At 45.6% G+C, this 16,689-nt stretch carries 10 protein-coding genes; all 10 read left to right on the top strand.

Annotated features, from left to right (window positions below):
• The first annotated feature begins 281 nt into the window (after positions 1 to 281).
• Positions 282 to 602 carry an STAS domain-containing protein gene (locus tag Q7J41_RS15460; RefSeq protein WP_026396035.1) on the top strand — a complete coding sequence of 107 codons (321 nt, stop codon included), beginning with the start codon at positions 282 to 284 and terminating at the stop codon, positions 600 to 602.
• A gap of 23 nt (positions 603 to 625) precedes the next feature.
• Entirely contained in the window at positions 626 to 1,039 is a 414-nt protein-coding gene (locus tag Q7J41_RS15455; protein ID WP_304889335.1) for an ATP-binding protein, read from the top strand.
• Positions 1,029 to 1,781: a SigB/SigF/SigG family RNA polymerase sigma factor gene (locus Q7J41_RS15450; RefSeq protein ID WP_304889334.1), complete on the top strand. Its 753-nt coding sequence runs from the start codon at positions 1,029 to 1,031 to the stop codon at positions 1,779 to 1,781. The genes Q7J41_RS15455 and Q7J41_RS15450 overlap by 11 nt, the downstream gene beginning before the upstream one ends.
• A 100-nt stretch (positions 1,782 to 1,881) precedes the next feature.
• On the top strand, positions 1,882 to 3,963 hold the full coding sequence (gene fusA, locus Q7J41_RS15445) for an elongation factor G (RefSeq protein WP_304889333.1): 2,082 nt from the start codon (positions 1,882 to 1,884) through the stop codon (positions 3,961 to 3,963).
• Positions 3,964 to 4,317: 354 nt separating this feature from the next.
• Positions 4,318 to 4,911 (top strand): xanthine phosphoribosyltransferase, encoded by a 594-nt coding sequence (locus Q7J41_RS15440; protein ID WP_304889332.1) that lies wholly within the window; start codon positions 4,318 to 4,320, stop codon positions 4,909 to 4,911.
• Between the two features lie 4 nt (positions 4,912 to 4,915).
• Complete coding sequence (gene murI / locus Q7J41_RS15435; protein ID WP_304889331.1) at positions 4,916 to 5,728, top strand: glutamate racemase; 813 nt, start codon at positions 4,916 to 4,918, stop codon at positions 5,726 to 5,728.
• Positions 5,729 to 5,812: 84 nt separating this feature from the next.
• Positions 5,813 to 6,823: a tryptophan--tRNA ligase gene (gene trpS, locus Q7J41_RS15430; RefSeq protein WP_304889330.1), complete on the top strand. Its 1,011-nt coding sequence runs from the start codon at positions 5,813 to 5,815 to the stop codon at positions 6,821 to 6,823.
• A gap of 261 nt (positions 6,824 to 7,084) precedes the next feature.
• Entirely contained in the window at positions 7,085 to 10,447 is a 3,363-nt protein-coding gene (locus tag Q7J41_RS15425) for a PD-(D/E)XK nuclease family protein (protein WP_304889329.1), read from the top strand.
• Positions 10,431 to 14,150 (top strand): helicase-exonuclease AddAB subunit AddA, encoded by a 3,720-nt coding sequence (addA, locus tag Q7J41_RS15420; protein ID WP_304889328.1) that lies wholly within the window; start codon positions 10,431 to 10,433, stop codon positions 14,148 to 14,150. The genes Q7J41_RS15425 and addA overlap by 17 nt, the downstream gene beginning before the upstream one ends.
• Before the next feature lie 202 nt (positions 14,151 to 14,352).
• Positions 14,353 to 16,689: FtsX-like permease family protein (locus tag Q7J41_RS15415; protein ID WP_304889327.1), on the top strand; the 2,337-nt coding region annotated here is incomplete at its 3' end.

The following is a 16,689-nucleotide window of genomic DNA, read 5'->3' as shown; positions in this document are numbered from 1 at the left end:
GATAAAACCGGTATTGTATCAATTGTTTTCTTTCGCATAATAAACCACCTTGTATATAAATGATAAGGTCATTATGCATCAAACGTTGAGAAAATGATAGCATTAATTTATTCATAGTATTTTATGCAACGTTGTACTAGGCCCAATGACGGTGATTACCTCATTGGGTCTAGTTTTGAATTTATGACATGACTGAGAGTTGGCGACCGCCTGCAAAATGAAAGATTAGTGAATAAAAGTGGCTTTCTTTTCAAACAGATTAATTGTGAAATGGAGATTATATGAACAGCAATAACATAATTGAAACGGGAAAAACAAGTATGGTCAGTATTAAAGGCGAAATCGACATTTATTCCATCGAAAAATTCAGAGCGTCAATTGAAAAAGAAATTATGACCCAGGCAACGCAAATCATTCTGGATTGTTCCGAATTGTCCTATATGGACAGCACTGGTATGGGCGTTTTAATCGAGTTGCGAAATAAATCAAAAGAAATGGGACAACGGATTATCATGATGAATCCGCGGCCAAATATTAAAAAGCTATTATCACTTACTGGGGTCGATAAAATAATTGAAATTGTAGACAATCCTGCTAACTAAGCAAATTGAGAAGGGGAAAAAGAATGGATAGTATAAAACTGACACTACCAACAAAACCCGAATATGTCAGCTTGGCGCGTCTTACAATTGCGTCAGTGGCAAACAATATGGGCTTTTCGATTGGCGATGTGGAAGATCTGAAGGTCGCAGTATCCGAGGCCTGTACAAATGCCTTGAACCATAGTAAGAATCCAGACACGACCTATGATTTGACCTATGTTGTGGAGAATCAGAAGTTAGTCTTTAAGGTAACAGATCGAGGCGTTGGTTTTGAACCAGAGGCAGTAGCGATGCCGGATCTTAACGGTAAACAATTAGGTGGCTTTGGTTTATTTATCATCAAATCACTAATGGATAGGGTGGAAATTATTAGTGAGAGAGGATCTGGAACCTCAATTACCATGATTAAGAACCTATCGACGACCCATGAAATATGAGCGAAAAATCAGTAAAGAAGATGTCAAAAAGTTATTTGCCGAATACGAAGAAACAAGGGATCGGGAGTTAAGAGATCTGATCATTGAAAACTATCTTTATATACCCAAAATTTTGTCGCGAAAATATGGGCATAAAAGTGGCGATAATGAAGATATTTTTCAGGTCGCCTGTTTAGGATTAATGTATGCGGTGGAACGCTTTGATGTTAGTCGCGGCTATGAGTTTGATACCTTTGCCACACCAACAATTATTGGCGAAATTAAACGTTATTACCGGGATCGGGAATGGCTGATCCGAATTCCAAGGAAGGTTCAGGATCTCAATCGGGAGATTAATCAAACCCGGACAACCCTGGAGCACAAGCTAATGCGGTCACCAACCATCTCTGAAATTGCTGTTTATCTGGAGATCACGGAGGAGAGCATTATCAAAGCGATGGAAAGCAGCAATGCCTATTATCCCAAATCACTATCGATGGAATACGAAAGTAATCAGGATGGCCAGGAGGTCAGTTTGATGGATCTGTTGGGAAACCTGGATAACAACATGGAAAATGTCGAAAATATTGATCTTTTAAAGCAAAAAATTCAAGCCCTTAATCCAGTCGAGCGGATTATTGTGGAGCAGCGGTTTTTTCGCGGGAAAACACAAAAAGAAGTGGCAGAATTTATTAATAAATCGCAGATGACAGTATCGCGAATTGAAAAGAAAGTAATGAAAAAAATAAAAGAGGATCTATAAATGATTTTTTTGTAGATTATTTTTTAGAAATAATATAAAATAGCCTTATACCAAAAAAAAACAATTAAATCATTGGCAAAATAAGCGAGGGGGAAACAGCATGAAAACGTATCCAACAAAGAACATCCGTAACATTCTTATACTAGGTCACGGTGGGAGCGGAAAAACAACCTTGACTGAAGCATTGGCATTTAATGCAGGTGCCGTTGATCGTATGGGAAAAATTGACGAGGGAAATACCCTATCGGACTTTGATCCAGAAGAAAAAAGACGAAAGTTTTCAATTTCTTCATCTATTATTCCGTTAGAATTTGGTGGACATAAGATCAATCTTATTGATGTGCCAGGTTATTTTGATTTTATTGGTGATGCATATGCGGCACTTCGAGTAGCCGATGCCGTTGTTATCGTCGTTGACGCACTGTCTGGCGTTCAGGTGGGAACCGAAAAAGCCATTGAGCTTTTAGAAAAAGCAAATATTCCAGCATTTATCGTTGTTAATAAAATGGACAGAGAAAACGCCACCTTTGCCAAGGTCATGGACGAATTAAAAGAAACCTTTGGCAATAAGGTCGTGCCCTTTGAATTACCAATGGGTGAGGGCGAAGAAATGAATGGTGTTGTTAACATCGTTGATATGACTGGTAGTCAGAGAAAAGAGAACCGTTGTTTTGATGTGGCGATCACAGACGAAATGAAAACAGAACTAGAACCCTATCGGGACATGATCATGGAGTCAGTTGCACAGACCAGCGAGAGCCTGATGGAAAAATATTTTGAAGGCGAAGAGTTAACCCGGGATGAAATCCACAGCGGCATTCGAAAAGGGGTCATTGACGGCGAACTGATGCCGGTATTATGTACCTCAGCAACCCTGAACATCGGGGTTGAAACGCTCGAAAATATGCTCATCGAATATCTCCCGTCACCAGGAGAAGGTAAGTTTGAAGTGGGTAAGGATCCCCGGGATAAAAAAGAAATCGAACGGAAATGCAGTAACAGTGAACCTTTTTCGGCACTGGTGTTTAAAACAGTTGCTGACCCCTATGTTGGAAAATTGTCGATATTTAAAGTCATGTCAGGGGTTCTGGATCATTCCGTAGAAATATATAATGCGACTCAGGAAGTAAAAGAAAAAGCCAATCATATTTATGTTCTCAGAGGTAACAAACAAATTGAGGTTGAAAAAATGGAGGCTGGGGATATCGGTGCATTTTCCAAGTTAAGCGATACTGTCACCGGGGATACCTTAACCAGCGCCAAGTCACCGATCGTATATGATAAAATAGAATTACCTAAACCGATTATCGCCATGGCCATTGAACCCAAAACAAAGGCTGATATTGACAAACTGGCCACCGGCCTGCATCGGTTGGTGGAAGAAGATCCAACCATGATGGTGAGCCGTAATAAGGAAACCAAGCAAACCCTGGTATCTGGTTTAGGTGAAATGCATCTGGAAATTATTTCTCAGAAACTGAAACAGAAATTCGGGGTTGATGTCAATCTGGTTGACATGAAGGTTCCCTACCGGGAAACCATCAAGAAAAAAGCAACCGCTGAAGGAAAACACAAAAAACAATCCGGTGGCAGCGGCCAGTTTGGTCATGTCTGGATTGATTTTGAACCGGGTAATGATCCGAATGCACCATTCCAGTTTGTTGATAAGGTTGTTGGCGGAGCTGTTCCCCGAAACTTTATTCCGGCCGTTGAAAAGGGTCTGGAGTTATGTATGATTGAAGGCGTTCTGGCTGGCTACCCGGTAACCGGGGTTAAAGCCACCTTATACGACGGCTCCTACCATGCCGTGGATTCTGATGAGATGTCCTTTAAAATGGCCGCTACCGCAGCTTACCGAAAAGGCATGAAAGAGGCCACCCCAGTTATCCTGGAACCTATTTATCACATCGATATCACGGTGCCGGAAGAGTACATGGGTGATATTATGGGAGATTTAAACAAAAAACGTGGCCGAATTATGGGAATGGATTCAGCATCAGGCGGAAAACAGCGGATTCTAGCTGAAGCACCGCTGGCAGAAATGTTTAAATATGCCACCGAACTACGCTCGATGACCCAAGCCAGAGGCGAATTCGCCATGGAATTTGTCCGTTATGAAGAAGCGCCGATGATTATTTCAGATAAAGTCATCGCTGCAGCACAAAAAGAAAAAGCACAATAAGTAATAAACGTAACTTGAGCGGGAAGAAATTCCCACTTGAAGTTGTCGATAAACTACCGTACCGACCAATTGTTAATCTGTTGTTCGCTGCGGAATCGGACAGGCTACGCCGTGTCCGCTCCGATGCGTACAACATGATATAACAATTGTCGGTACTGGGTTATCTATTTTAACAGACTGAAGCGGGAAGAAATTCCCGCTTTTCTTTTTTGCGTGAAGGCTAACGAGCCAATCGCAAGCTTGCTTGCAGTTGGCGACTGCCCGCGAACTACGATGTAGCAAAGCGGAATCGTAGTTGTCCTAATTGACGAGAGTATGTTATAATAATTCGATTAGGATACGAAGGAGCAGTCAATGGAATTATTAGAGAAAAAAATTAGACAAGAAGGTCGTGTCAAAGGCCAGGGAATCCTCAAGGTGGATTCTTTTTTAAATCACCAGTTGGATGTAAAACTATTTGAAGAAATGGGAAAGGCTTTTGCCAAACGCTTTGCCGGAGAGGGAGTCAATAAAATCCTGACGATCGAGACATCGGGAATTGCCATTGCAACCAGTACGGCCAGATATTTTGACTATTGTCCGGTGGTTTTTGGAAAAAAATATGTATCATTAAATTTAGACGAGGAAATCTATTCCAGTGATGTCTATTCCTATACCAAACAGCAGGCTTACAAAATTATGGTATCAAAAAAATATTTAAACCCGACCGATCGTATTTTAATTATCGATGATTTTCTGGCAAATGGTAAGGCCGTCGAAGCCTTAATTGATTTGATCACCCAGGCTGGTGCCTCCTTGGTGGGCGTGGGCATTGCCATTGAAAAAGGGTTTCAGGATGGCGGGGCAGTAATCCGTGAGCAAGGAATCGCACTGGAATCTCTGGCAATCATTGATGACATGAGTGAGGAAAAAGGAATCGTATTCCGTGATCAATCAGGAAAGATGTGAAAAGATGGACAACAATGGACCCATTGGCGTCATCGATTCGGGCATCGGTGGTTTTACCGTACTGAAAGCACTTCAGAACCGACTGCCCAATGAAAACTATCTCTATTTTGGTGATTCGATGCGAATGCCTTATGGTGAGCGGGAAAACGACGAACTAATCATGCTGGCTAATACCATTATCAGTGATCTGGAAAATCGCGGGGTTAAAGCCGTGGTTTTAGCCTGCAATACCCTTTCATCATTGATTGTTGAGCTGAGCGCTCGGGTACCGCTGTTTAGCGTCATTGAAGCCGGTGTCCAGGAAACCCTGAACTGGCGGGATCGGGGTCTGGTTGGATTGATTGCCACCACGGCCACAGTAAAAAACCGCAGCTATGAAAAGGAACTGGAGCTTTGGACAAAAGAGGTCGAATACATTGCCCAGGGGACGCATACACTGGCCAAGGTGATTAACGATGGTCAGGGTGATTTGAAAATTTTAAAAAATAATATCAGAGAAGCAGTGGAACCGATTTTATTAAAGGGCATCAAAAGAGGAATCGTCATTGAAGAACTGTTACTGGGATGTACTCATTTCCCGATTGTATCGGTAACCATCCGGCAGATGTACCCGGAACTTGAGCTGATCAACCCGGCCAATGGCCTGGTTAGACAACTAAACAAACACCTGACCGAGTTTAACTATTTCAACACCCAGGACCAAGTAGGCAACACCCAAATTCTCACCACCGCCGATTATGATATTTTTAAGCGAATGATCAAAGAATTGGAACTCAATTGTAATTCTCTGGAAATGACAGAACTAAAATTACCATAAACCAGCTTAGTACAAAATATTAAAGAGATCATGGCAGTTGCTATTTGATTAGCGGATGAACTGCCATTAAAATAAGGAGTAACTATGACAACAGAAGCACCTGTAAAAAAAATAGTATATAGTGGCATTCAGCCATCAGGAACCTTTACCATTGGAAATTATTTTGGCGCAATGAAAAATTGGGTAAAGATGCAGGAGGATTACCGCAGTCTTTTCTGTGTGGTGGATCTTCATGCCATCACCATGCCCCAAAACCCGGCCGATCTGCGCAGGCGAACCTATGAATCCATTGCTCTGCTATTAGCCCTGGGTATTGATCCGGAAAAATCGATTCTTTATGTCCAATCGATGGTGCCCGAGCATTCGGAACTGGCCTGGATTTTAAACTGTTCAACCTATATGGGCGAACTGAGCCGGATGACCCAGTTTAAAGATAAATCCCAAAAACAGGGTGAAAATATCCGGGTTGGTCTTTTTGACTATCCAGTCTTGATGGCTGCGGATATTCTTCTTTATCAAACCGATTTAGTGCCAGTGGGCAATGACCAGCGTCAGCATGTGGAACTGGCTCGGGATATCGCCATTCGTTTTAATCAGAATTTTGGTAATGTGTTTAAGGTGCCAGAAGCTTATTTTGGCGAATCCGGAGCCCGCATTATGAGTCTTCAAGAACCGGGACGGAAAATGTCCAAATCGGATGAAAACACCAATGCCTTTATCTCATTGCTGGATGACTCCAAAACAATTGTCAAAAAGTTTAAACGAGCGGTCACCGATTCGGATATGGCCGTTTATCATAACCGCGAAGAAAAACCTGGAGTTTCTAATTTAATGGAAATCTATTCCTGTGCCACCGGAAAAAGCCTGGATGACATCACCCGGGAATTTGACGGCAAGGGCTATGGCGACTTCAAGTTGGCTGTCGGCGAAACCGTGGCTGATACGTTGCTGCCGGTTCAAAATGAGTATCATCGGCTGCTGGGTGAAAAGGCTTATCTGGAACAGATCATGCATGTTCATGCCGAAAAGGCTTCCCAGATTGCCTGGAAAACCCTGTCAAAGGTGCGTAAAAAAGTTGGCTTTGTGACCGTATAATAAAGGTTTGGCGTAATGCTACCGTACCGACCAATTGTTAATCTGTTGAATGCGCACAATTCGTACAGTTGCATTTACAAGCTAGGCCAATTTAGACGTTTGCATGCAACTGTTCGCCTTGAGGCACACAACATGATATAACAATTGTCGGTACTACGTTGTTCTTTAGTGACAGTTTTGATCACCATCTTTTAAAAAGGGATGGTGATTTTTTAAAATGGCGGATAATTCGTGATGTGAAAATTCAGAAAGGAAAAACTGATGGGAATTACAATGATCGTTGGCCGGCAATCTCAGCTGTTGAGTGAGGCGGTTTACCACCAGATCGGTGCGGCGCTGGATGTGGGTAAAGAAAATCTCTATTTAATGGTTCCGGAACAGTTTACCCTCGGTGCCGAAGAAGCGCTGATCAAGGCCAATGGCCTGGCCGGGCTGCTGAATGTGGAAGTGCTGAGTCCCAAACGTCTGGGAAACCGAGTCCTACAGGAAACTGGCGGTCTCACGAAGACCTATATGGACAGCCACGGCAAAAATATGCTGCTCCAAAAAACACTGGGGGACATTCAGGAAGAACTGACTATTTATCGCTCCAGCGTTAAAAAGCCCGGTTTTCTGATCAGTATTTCGGATCTGATTGGTGAACTCAAACAGAATGAGATTGCCCCGGAAAATTTGGAAGAAACTAGAAAGACCCTGAATCAGGGAATTATGCCCCAAAAATTGGGAGATGTCATTAAAATCTATCGCCATTTTCAGGAATTATTGGGAAATGATCGTAAAGATGAAGAAGACTTTCGCAATTTCGTCTGTGAAAAGATACCAACGGCAGAATTTCTGCAGAATAGCGAAATCTGGATGGATGGTTTTCAGAATTTCTCAGCCCAGGATTACCGCATGATTGGAAATCTGGTCGATACGGTTAAGGAAATCCATATAGCCCTACCCTGGGATCCGGATCCATCCGCACGGGATCAGGAAGTTTTTCAACTAACGGCCAACACCATGGACAACCTCAAAGAAATTGGCGCCAGAGCGCAGGTTTCATTTAAACTGGAAGAGATTTCTGAAAAAAAACAACAAAAGCAAAAAAGACCGGAGCTTACCCATCTGGAGGCCAATCTCTTTGCCTATCCCAAGGTGGAATATCTGGAAGCGGTCAAGCAAATCAGTCTGACCCAATGCCAGAATACCTGGGAAGAGGTAGAAATGGGCGCCCGCCAGATTCTTACGCTGATTCGGGAAGAAAAGCTGTCTTTTCGGGATATCGTGGTTCTGGCCGGAGATCTGGACGAATACGGCAGTATCATCAAGCGCATTTTTGCCCAGTATCAGATTCCCTTTTTTATGGATGATCTGCGTGCCATCGGGGATAACCATCTGGTCGAAGCAGTCGTAACGGCGTTGGAGGCGATCCAGAATAATTACCGGCTCGATGATGTTTTCGGTTTTGTGAAAACCGGATTTTCACCGATTACCCTGTCAGAATGTGAAGATCTGGAAAACTATGCCCTGGAGTTTGGGATCCGCGGAAAACAATGGGAAAAGGAATTCACCAAAGTCAGCCAGAACCCCGCTCTGGATCTGGATAGCCTTAATGCGCTGCGGATTAAACTGATGACCCCGCTAATCCAGCTCAAAGCAGAGCTCACGGCCGGCCGAAGCTGTCAGGATTATACCAAAGCGCTCTATGAATTTTTAGTGGTGATTAAAACCCCGGAAAAAATAGATGTCCTGGTGGAACAGCTTTCACTAGCCGGCAATTATGAAGCCATGGAAATTTATCACCAGATCTGGAATATCCTGATGGAAGTCTTTGATCAGATTGTCGAAACCATGGGAAATGATGAAGCGACCAGTGAGGAATACCTGCGGATTTTAAAAAGTGGCTTTCAGGGCTATCGTTTGGGAATAATCCCGCCCTACCGGGATTATGTCAGCATCACCGATTTACGCAGGAGCCGCAGCTCGGCCTTCGAGGTACTGATTGTGTTTGGCCTGAACGAAGGGAAAATCCCCGGTAGCGGCAGCGAACCCAATCTTTTCTCAGATCTGGAACGGCAGATTCTCGGCGCTCACCAGATCCGGCTGCAAAACAATCGCAGTTTTCAAATGGATCAGGAACGGTTTCTGGTATATGATCTGTTATCCAAGCCTAAATCCCGGTTGGCTCTCCATTGGGCTTTAGCCGACATGGAAGGTAATAGCCAGCAGCCCAGCATTCTGCTGAGCCAGATTCTGGGGATCTTTCCGACGATCGATATTTTATCAACCCTTAATGATGGGGTGGCAGCATTCTGGAATACCCTCAGCACGCCCGATGCGACCCTCTGGCATCTGGTCAGCCATCTTCGTAATGGTCAATTCGAGGCCGGTTCGGAGCGACAGCCGGAAGAGGCTTTGTGGGCAGCGGTACAAGACTGGTATCAAAACAACCCGGATTACCAACAAATGATCGGCAGTCTGACTGAAGCCCTGAACTATTCCGGGGTTTCTCAGGCTATGACTGGTTCGGAAGCCGCCGTTCTTTACGGTAAAAACCTGCGAACCAGTATTACCCGGTTGGAAACCCACCGCCAATGCCCCTTTTCCCATTATGTCAGATACGGCTTAAAACCCGAGAGCCGGCCTATTTATAATATTGCTGCCCCAGAAATAGGCACCCTGCTCCATGAACTGATCGATGGATTTTTTCGGGAAGTCCACGAACAAAAACTTGATCTGCGCACCCTGCCCAAAAATCAGCGTGATACCCTGCTAGAAGGGGTGATGGAAAGCTGTCTGCCGCAGATAAAAACCAATGTCTTTAACAGTACCGGACAAAATCAGTATCTGGGAAAAAAACTGGAACGGGTCGGTAAAAAGTCGATTGATATCCTGGTACAGCAGCTATGTGCCGGGGATTTTGAACCCCAGGCCACCGAGTTCAGCTTTGAACAGGAGATCAGCCTGCCGGATGCAAAACTGGGCGAGGTCAAGATCTATGGTAAAATCGATCGCCTGGATCTCTATGAAAAAGACGGCCATACCTGGGTCAAGGTCATTGACTATAAAACTGGCAGTAAGAAACTGGGCTATGACGATATCTATTATGGCCTTTCGCTCCAATTGCTGGTGTATTTGGATGGGGCCATGACCGTTATCGATGCCGAGGATATCCTGCCGGGAGGAACATTCTACTTTTATGTGGATGACCCGATGCCGCGGTTGGATTTTGGCGAGAATGTTCAGGCGGCTATTAATAAATCCTTTAAACTCAATGGTCTGCTGCTGGACGACGAAATGGTTATTGCCGCCATGGATCATGACGCCGACGCCAAAACGTCGGATATTCTACCGGTTTACCGATCGGAATTTAAGCTGAATCGAGAGGAATTTGCGGGTATCATTGACTATGTCCGTAAAACCGTGGTTCGGCAGATCAAAAACATTTATGAGGGTGATATTAAAGTTAGGCCTTATAAAAAAGGCCATGACTATGCCTGTCAGTATTGTGATTACAAGGGTATCTGCCAGTTTGATGACGCGATCACCCGCGGTGGTTATGAGGTGCTTAACGCAACGATGAAGAAAGAACAGTTTTTTACATTAATCCAGGAAGGTGAAACCAATGAAATGGACCAGTGATCAGTTAAAAGCAATCGAAAACCGGGAAACCAACATGCTGGTTTCAGCCGCTGCCGGATCAGGTAAAACAGCCCTGCTGATCCAGCGGATTATTCGGATTATCCGAGAAGAAAAGGTGGGCGTCGATGAGCTGCTGATTCTGACCTTTACCCGGGGCGCCGCCGGAGAAATGAAAAATCGTCTCAGTCAGGCTCTGGCTCGGGAACTGGAAAACCCGGAAAATGATCGCAGCTTTTTAATGAAGCAGATGAATATTTTAGGGGGCGCTTCCATTTCCACTCTTCATTCCTTTTGCCTCAGCGTTTTACGTCAGTATTTTCATAAGGGTGACATCGATCCCGGCTTTGCCATTGGCAATGATACCGAAATCGCGCTGATGCTCAAAGAGACCATGGAAGAGGTGTTTGAAGACGAATACCAGCAGGCCATCACCTTGAAAAATTCCGCTCAGAATAACCCGGATCAACGGGTTCAGAATCAGGAAAAAAGTCAGAAAAAAAACGAACAGGTCATCGATTTTCTGGATTTAATCGAAAAATACAGCGGGAATAAAAATGATCAGGCCTTAAAAGACACGGTCGAAACCCTATATCGGTTTCTGGCCACGCAGCCCAACCCGGAAAGTTGGAGCCACCAGGCCTTGGCACTGTTTGATTGCGATCAAAAAAGCCTGGAAGCCTCGGTGTGGGGAAGCGCCTTAAAAAAAATCATTAAAACCGAGCTTCAGGGCGCCCTGGATTCGGCCATCAAAGCCAGTGACATCAGTGCTGCTGGGGGTTTTGAGAAAACTCATGAGCAGAACAAAAGCGAAGTGCTGATGCTGGAAGCACTGGAAAAAGTAATCCGGGACGATCTGGTTGCGGGGCTGGAAACCTTGAAAACCCTGAGTTACGAGCGCTTCAAAGGGGCGGCCAAAGCGGATAAGGAACGTAATGAGCAGATCAAAAAATATCGGGATGAAGCCAAGACCAGTATCGCCAAGCTGCAGAAACGTTTTGCCATCAATATCGATGAAATGGTGCAGGAGCTGAATGATCTACAAAAACCGATGGCCGATCTGGTGATATTGACGCAGAAATTTTGGACGGCCTTTCAGGCCAAAAAAGCCCAGAAAAACCTGGTCGATTACAATGACCTGGAACAGCTGACGCTTAAAATTCTAATGGATCCGGAGGTGGCCGATGAGGTCCGCACCCGCTATCGCTATATTTTTCTGGACGAGTATCAGGACACCAATGAAATGCAGGAAACGATCCTGCAGCGGATTGTGCGAGATAATAATTATTTTATGGTTGGCGATGTTAAACAGAGTATCTACCGGTTTCGGCTGGCCGATCCAACCATCTTTATCGGCAAGTATGAAAGCTTTGGCAAGGATGAAAACCCCAATAACTGTCTGGTCACTCTCAATCAGAATTTCCGATCTGCGCAGGGGGTGATCAACAGCGTCAATGCCATTTTTGAGAAGGTCATGAGCACCGGGCTGGGGGAAATTAATTATGACGAACAGGCTCGGCTCAATAAGGGTCTGCCCCATGAAGGTCCTTATCAAAAAACCGAAATCCATATCATTGAAGAGCAAAAAAAGGAAGCGGAAGCCGGTGATCTTCAGGTTTTTGACGAAGAAGACCGCGAGGATCTGACCGCCGTCGAAGTTGAAGCCCGATTTGTGGCCAATCAAATTCAGACGTTGGTGGGAACAACTTTTTTTGATACCCGCCATAATCAGGAGCGAGCCATTAACTATGGTGATTTTGGGGTGCTGATGCGGAGTGTTGCCGGAAGAGGGGATGTTTATCTCAAGGTGTTTAGTGAAATGGGGATTCCCACCTATTTTGATGGCGGCACCAATTACTACGAATCGCTGGAAATCACGATGATTTTAAACCTGCTGAACCTGATGGATAACCAGCATCAGGATTTGCCGTTGTTGAGTATTATGACTTCACCGATCGGCAATTTTAGCACCACCGAATGTACCCGGCTGCGGATTGCCCATCCCCAGGGATTCTTTTATCAGGCGGTGGAAGCTTATTGTCGGGAAGAGGGCGATGAACTGTCCCAAAAACTGGGCGGCTTTTATCAAAAACTGACTGCTTGGCGGTATCAATCTAAGCTGATGGCGGTGGAAGATTTTCTCTGGAAAATCTATCTGGAGTCCGGCTATTACGCCTTTGTCGGCGCCCTTCCTGGCGGCGAACAGCGGCAGTGCAATTTGCGAATCTTGTTGAAGCGAGCCGGGGACTATAAAAAATCAACTTTAAAAGGACTGTATCAATTCATCCGCTTTGTCGAAAACATGAAAAAACACAAACAGGATATTTCACCGCCAGCGATGGTCAGCAATCATGAGGCAGTGGTACGGCTGATGACGATCCATAAAAGCAAGGGGCTGGAATTTCCGATTGTAATTCTTTCCGGTGCCGGGAAAGGCTTTAATAAGCGCAGCAATTATGCACAGGTGTTATTCCATAAGGATTTGGGAATCTGTCCGGACTATGTCAATCTGGAAAAACGGTATAAGCATAATTCCCTAGCTAAAGAAGTCTGCAAGGCGCAAAGCAATATCGAAATGCTCTCTGAAGAAATGCGGCTGCTTTATGTGGGGATGACTCGAGCCGAGGAAAAACTGGTGATTGTCGGGACCGTAAAAAACCGCGATAAAGCCTGGCAAAAATGGCATAATGAGCCCGACGAGTACCACCTCCTCAATGCTGCCAGCTTGCTTGACTGGGTGATGATGGGCGTATTGGCTGGTCGCGATCCGGCGCAGACCAATCTGGAGTTGGTAGATTTCAACATTTCTTACCATCAGGCTAATCAGTTCACTGATAAGCGGGATCTGGAAGAGCAGCGGGACAGCGCTGAGGCGTTATCAGAAAGCGACGAGGGGAGCAAGAACCCGGAAGCAGTACCGGAAAAGTTCGCAATCAGTATTTCACAGGCTGACCAGGAGGCCATTCATCAGCGCTTGGATTTTCGTTATCCGGCCAAAGCAGAGAACGAACTTCCCAGTAAGATGAGTGTTACTGAAATCAAAGAGTATCAAAAAGGGGAAGGGTCTGATCAGCAGGAAAAAATCAGGACGCTTTCAAAGAAGCAGGACAAGCCCAAGTTTCTGGAACAAAAACAGACTGCTTTCACCGCTGCCCAACGGGGATCGGCGCTCCATCTGTTAATGGAAGTAGTCGATTTAAAACCAATCCGGGACGAATTGCTAAATAATGGCCAGTCGCTATTGCCGGAGTTTCTGGAAAAATATCTGGCTGCGGAGATTGAAACGCTGATCCAAAAAGAATTCTTGCCAGAGGCACTGGCCAGAACGATCAGCGTTGATAAACTGATCAGCTTTTATACCTCGACTCTGGGGATCAGGCTGCTGTCTGCTGAAAAAATCAGGCGGGAAATTCCCTTTAACTATGGCTACGCACCGGCTGAGATCCGGGCGGAATGGGTGGATATTCCGGAAAAAATTATCGTTCAGGGGATCATTGACTGTGCCTTTATGGAAGATCACCAATGGGTCATTATCGACTATAAGACCGATTATTTTAAAGACCCTCGTCTGCGGGAGGAAATAATTAGTGGCTACGAGATTCAGATCAATCTTTATGCCAAGGCTCTCACTGCATTAACCAGTATTCCGGTGAAAGAAAAAATAATCGGACTGATTACGATGAACGAAAATATCATCATTGAGTGAGGGGCTAAATTATTTAATTGTGAATGGGTGTTTTCTTAATAAAAACATGATAAAATACTAAAAATAACCGTGTTTTAGCATCGCTTTATGGAATATCAAACTGCGGCTAGGTCTTTGACCCGAGGCTGTGGCCAACAATAATCAGTGGTAAAGCAGATAATTCAATTTTTATTTTTAAATTTTTATTAAAAAGGACATATCAATGAAAGCATTGCAAAAAGATACATTCAGAGAAATAAAAAAATCGATCAACCGTTTTTTATCCATTGTCGCCATCATTGCGCTGGGCATCTGCTTTTTTGTGGGGGTTAAGACAACCGGCCCGAGTATGAAATATACCGTCAGTGAGTACTATCAGAACCAGCAGCTGATGGATATGCGGCTGGTTTCGACCTATGGTTTTTTACCGGCGGATGTGGATGCCATCAAAAACACCCCCGGGGTGGCGACCGTGATGCCCAGCTATTCGGCGGATGTGATCATCGAGCGGGGTGATAAGCGGCCGGTCATCAAGCTGATGGCTTTTCAGTCAGACCAGACTCTGAATCAGCCAGTCTTGGTAGCCGGGCGGCAGCCAGAAAATGAGGGTGAAATTCTGTTGGAGCAACCCCAGGAAGATAAAGGCATGGGAGTTTCCAGCCATATTTATCAGCTGGGTGAAACGATTAAGCTCTTCCCGGAGGTAGGCGATAAAGCTTTGTCCGAATCGATCAAACGGGATAATTTTACCATCGTTGGTTTTGTCAGATCGCCCCAGTTTGTTTCTATTGAGCGCGGCAGTACCTCGGTCGGTCGGGGTGAAGTGGATTATTATGGTTTTATTCCCACCGAAAATTTTGTCTTTGAACGTTTCACTGAAGTTTATCTCTTATCTCAGGCCTCTGCCGACGGCGTTAATCCCTTTTCAGCCGAATACGAAGAAGTGATTGGCAGTCTGGAGAAACAATTTGAAGCCTTGGGTCTTCAACAGCTGGAAATTAATCATACCGATATTCTGGCCAAGGCCCAGGCCGAACTGGATAAGGGCCGGGCCAAGTACAACGATGGGGTGACCCAGTTTAATGAGGGCATTGCCCAAGGCGAGGCTAGTCTGGCCGATGCCAGAAACCAGTTGGTTGACGGTGAGGCCGCTCTAAGCGCTGGCTGGGATGAGTACAACACCACAATTGCCCAGACTCAGGCTCAGCTTGCCGATGCTCAGAATCAGATTCGCCAGGGTGAGACCGATTTAATTAATGGTGCCAGCACCTTAAAACAGGAACTGGCCAAAGGTGAGGCGCAACTGGAAACCCTGCGTCAGGGCATCGCCGAGTTAAGAGGCGGGATTGCCCAAATGGAAGCCCAGGATCCTTCCGGTCAGTTGCCATCGCTGGAAGTCCAGTTAGCTGCGCTGGAAAACCAGATAGCCCAGGGTGAAAGTGCTTTGGCAAATCTGACGGCCATGAAGGCCGGAGTCGAAGCCCAGATTCAAAGTCTGGATCCGGCCGCCCCAGATTATCAGGCGCAGCTGGCGGCCTTAGAACTCCAGTTGGCTGAGCTTAACAGCCAGCTTGCTGAAGTCGAAGCGGGTTTAGTCCAGGCTTACGCCGGAAAAGACCAGGTTCAACAGGGCATTGATGAGATCTACGCCTTTCAGGCTCAGCTGGCGGGGATGAAAACGCAGTTGACTGAGTTGGAAGCAACCCTGCCCCAGGCCGAAGCTGCTCTTGCCCAAGCCGCCATCGATGGGGAGAATAAGCTGTCAGCCGGATGGGCGACCCTGGCTGCCAGCAAGAACCAGCTGAACGCCGGAATTGCGGCCTTTGAGTCCGGTCGCAAAGAAGGGCTGAATACCCTGATTGCCTCACAAAATCAATTGGATGCCGGATGGGTAGAGCTCCGTGATGGAGAAGCGCAGCTGGCGCAGAAACGGGCAGAGGGCGAGGCCGAACTGGCCAACGCTGCCAATGAGCTGGCCAAGGCCGAGGCGAAAATTAATGATCTGGAGTTTGGAAAATGGTATCTGTTCAACCGCAATGATAACCCCGGTTATACCAGTTACGGCGAAGATGCCCAGCGGATTGACAATATTTCCGGTGTCTTTCCACTGATCTTTTTGTTAGTGGCAGCCCTGGTCTCCTTCACCACCATGACCCGGATGGTGGAAGAGCAGCGCACCCAGATTGGTACCCTGAAAGCATTGGGTTACCGTCATGCTCAGATTGGGTCGAAGTTTTTTGTCTATGCCTTATTGGCTGGCAGTATTGGTTCAGTCATCGGTTTGATTGTTGGCATTAACACCCTGCCGCATTTAATCGCCGGCGCTTACGGACTGCTCTACCAGGTTCCGGATTTAATCATCGCGCCACCATGGTTGCCGATTATCATCTCCTGTTTGATTGCGATTTTCTGTACCGTGGCGGCGGCTCTGATCATTACCCATTATGAGCTGAAAGAACACCCTTCAGAGCTGATGCGTCCCAAGGCTCCGAAAATCGGAAAACGGATTTTTCTCGAGAGTATGCCTTTTATCTGGACACGGCTGGGGGTGATTGAAAAG

This window comes from Acetobacterium sp., from assembly GCF_030652775.1.
Lineage (GTDB): Bacteria > Bacillota > Clostridia > Eubacteriales > Eubacteriaceae > Acetobacterium.
This window is presented reverse-complemented; position numbering and strand designations above follow the sequence as displayed.

Excerpts from the sequence above, each read along its gene's own strand:
- Q7J41_RS15460 (WP_026396035.1), top strand. The coding sequence starts at position 282 with ATGAACAGCAATAACATAATTGAAACGGGAAAAACAAGTATGGTCAGT.
- Q7J41_RS15455 (WP_304889335.1), top strand. The coding sequence starts at position 626 with ATGGATAGTATAAAACTGACACTACCAACAAAACCCGAATATGTCAGC.
- Q7J41_RS15450 (WP_304889334.1), top strand. The coding sequence starts at position 1,029 with ATGAAATATGAGCGAAAAATCAGTAAAGAAGATGTCAAAAAGTTATTT.
- fusA (WP_304889333.1), top strand. The coding sequence starts at position 1,882 with ATGAAAACGTATCCAACAAAGAACATCCGTAACATTCTTATACTAGGT.
- Q7J41_RS15440 (WP_304889332.1), top strand. The coding sequence starts at position 4,318 with ATGGAATTATTAGAGAAAAAAATTAGACAAGAAGGTCGTGTCAAAGGC.
- murI (WP_304889331.1), top strand. The coding sequence starts at position 4,916 with ATGGACAACAATGGACCCATTGGCGTCATCGATTCGGGCATCGGTGGT.
- trpS (WP_304889330.1), top strand. The coding sequence starts at position 5,813 with ATGACAACAGAAGCACCTGTAAAAAAAATAGTATATAGTGGCATTCAG.
- Q7J41_RS15425 (WP_304889329.1), top strand. The coding sequence starts at position 7,085 with ATGGGAATTACAATGATCGTTGGCCGGCAATCTCAGCTGTTGAGTGAG.
- addA (WP_304889328.1), top strand. The coding sequence starts at position 10,431 with ATGAAATGGACCAGTGATCAGTTAAAAGCAATCGAAAACCGGGAAACC.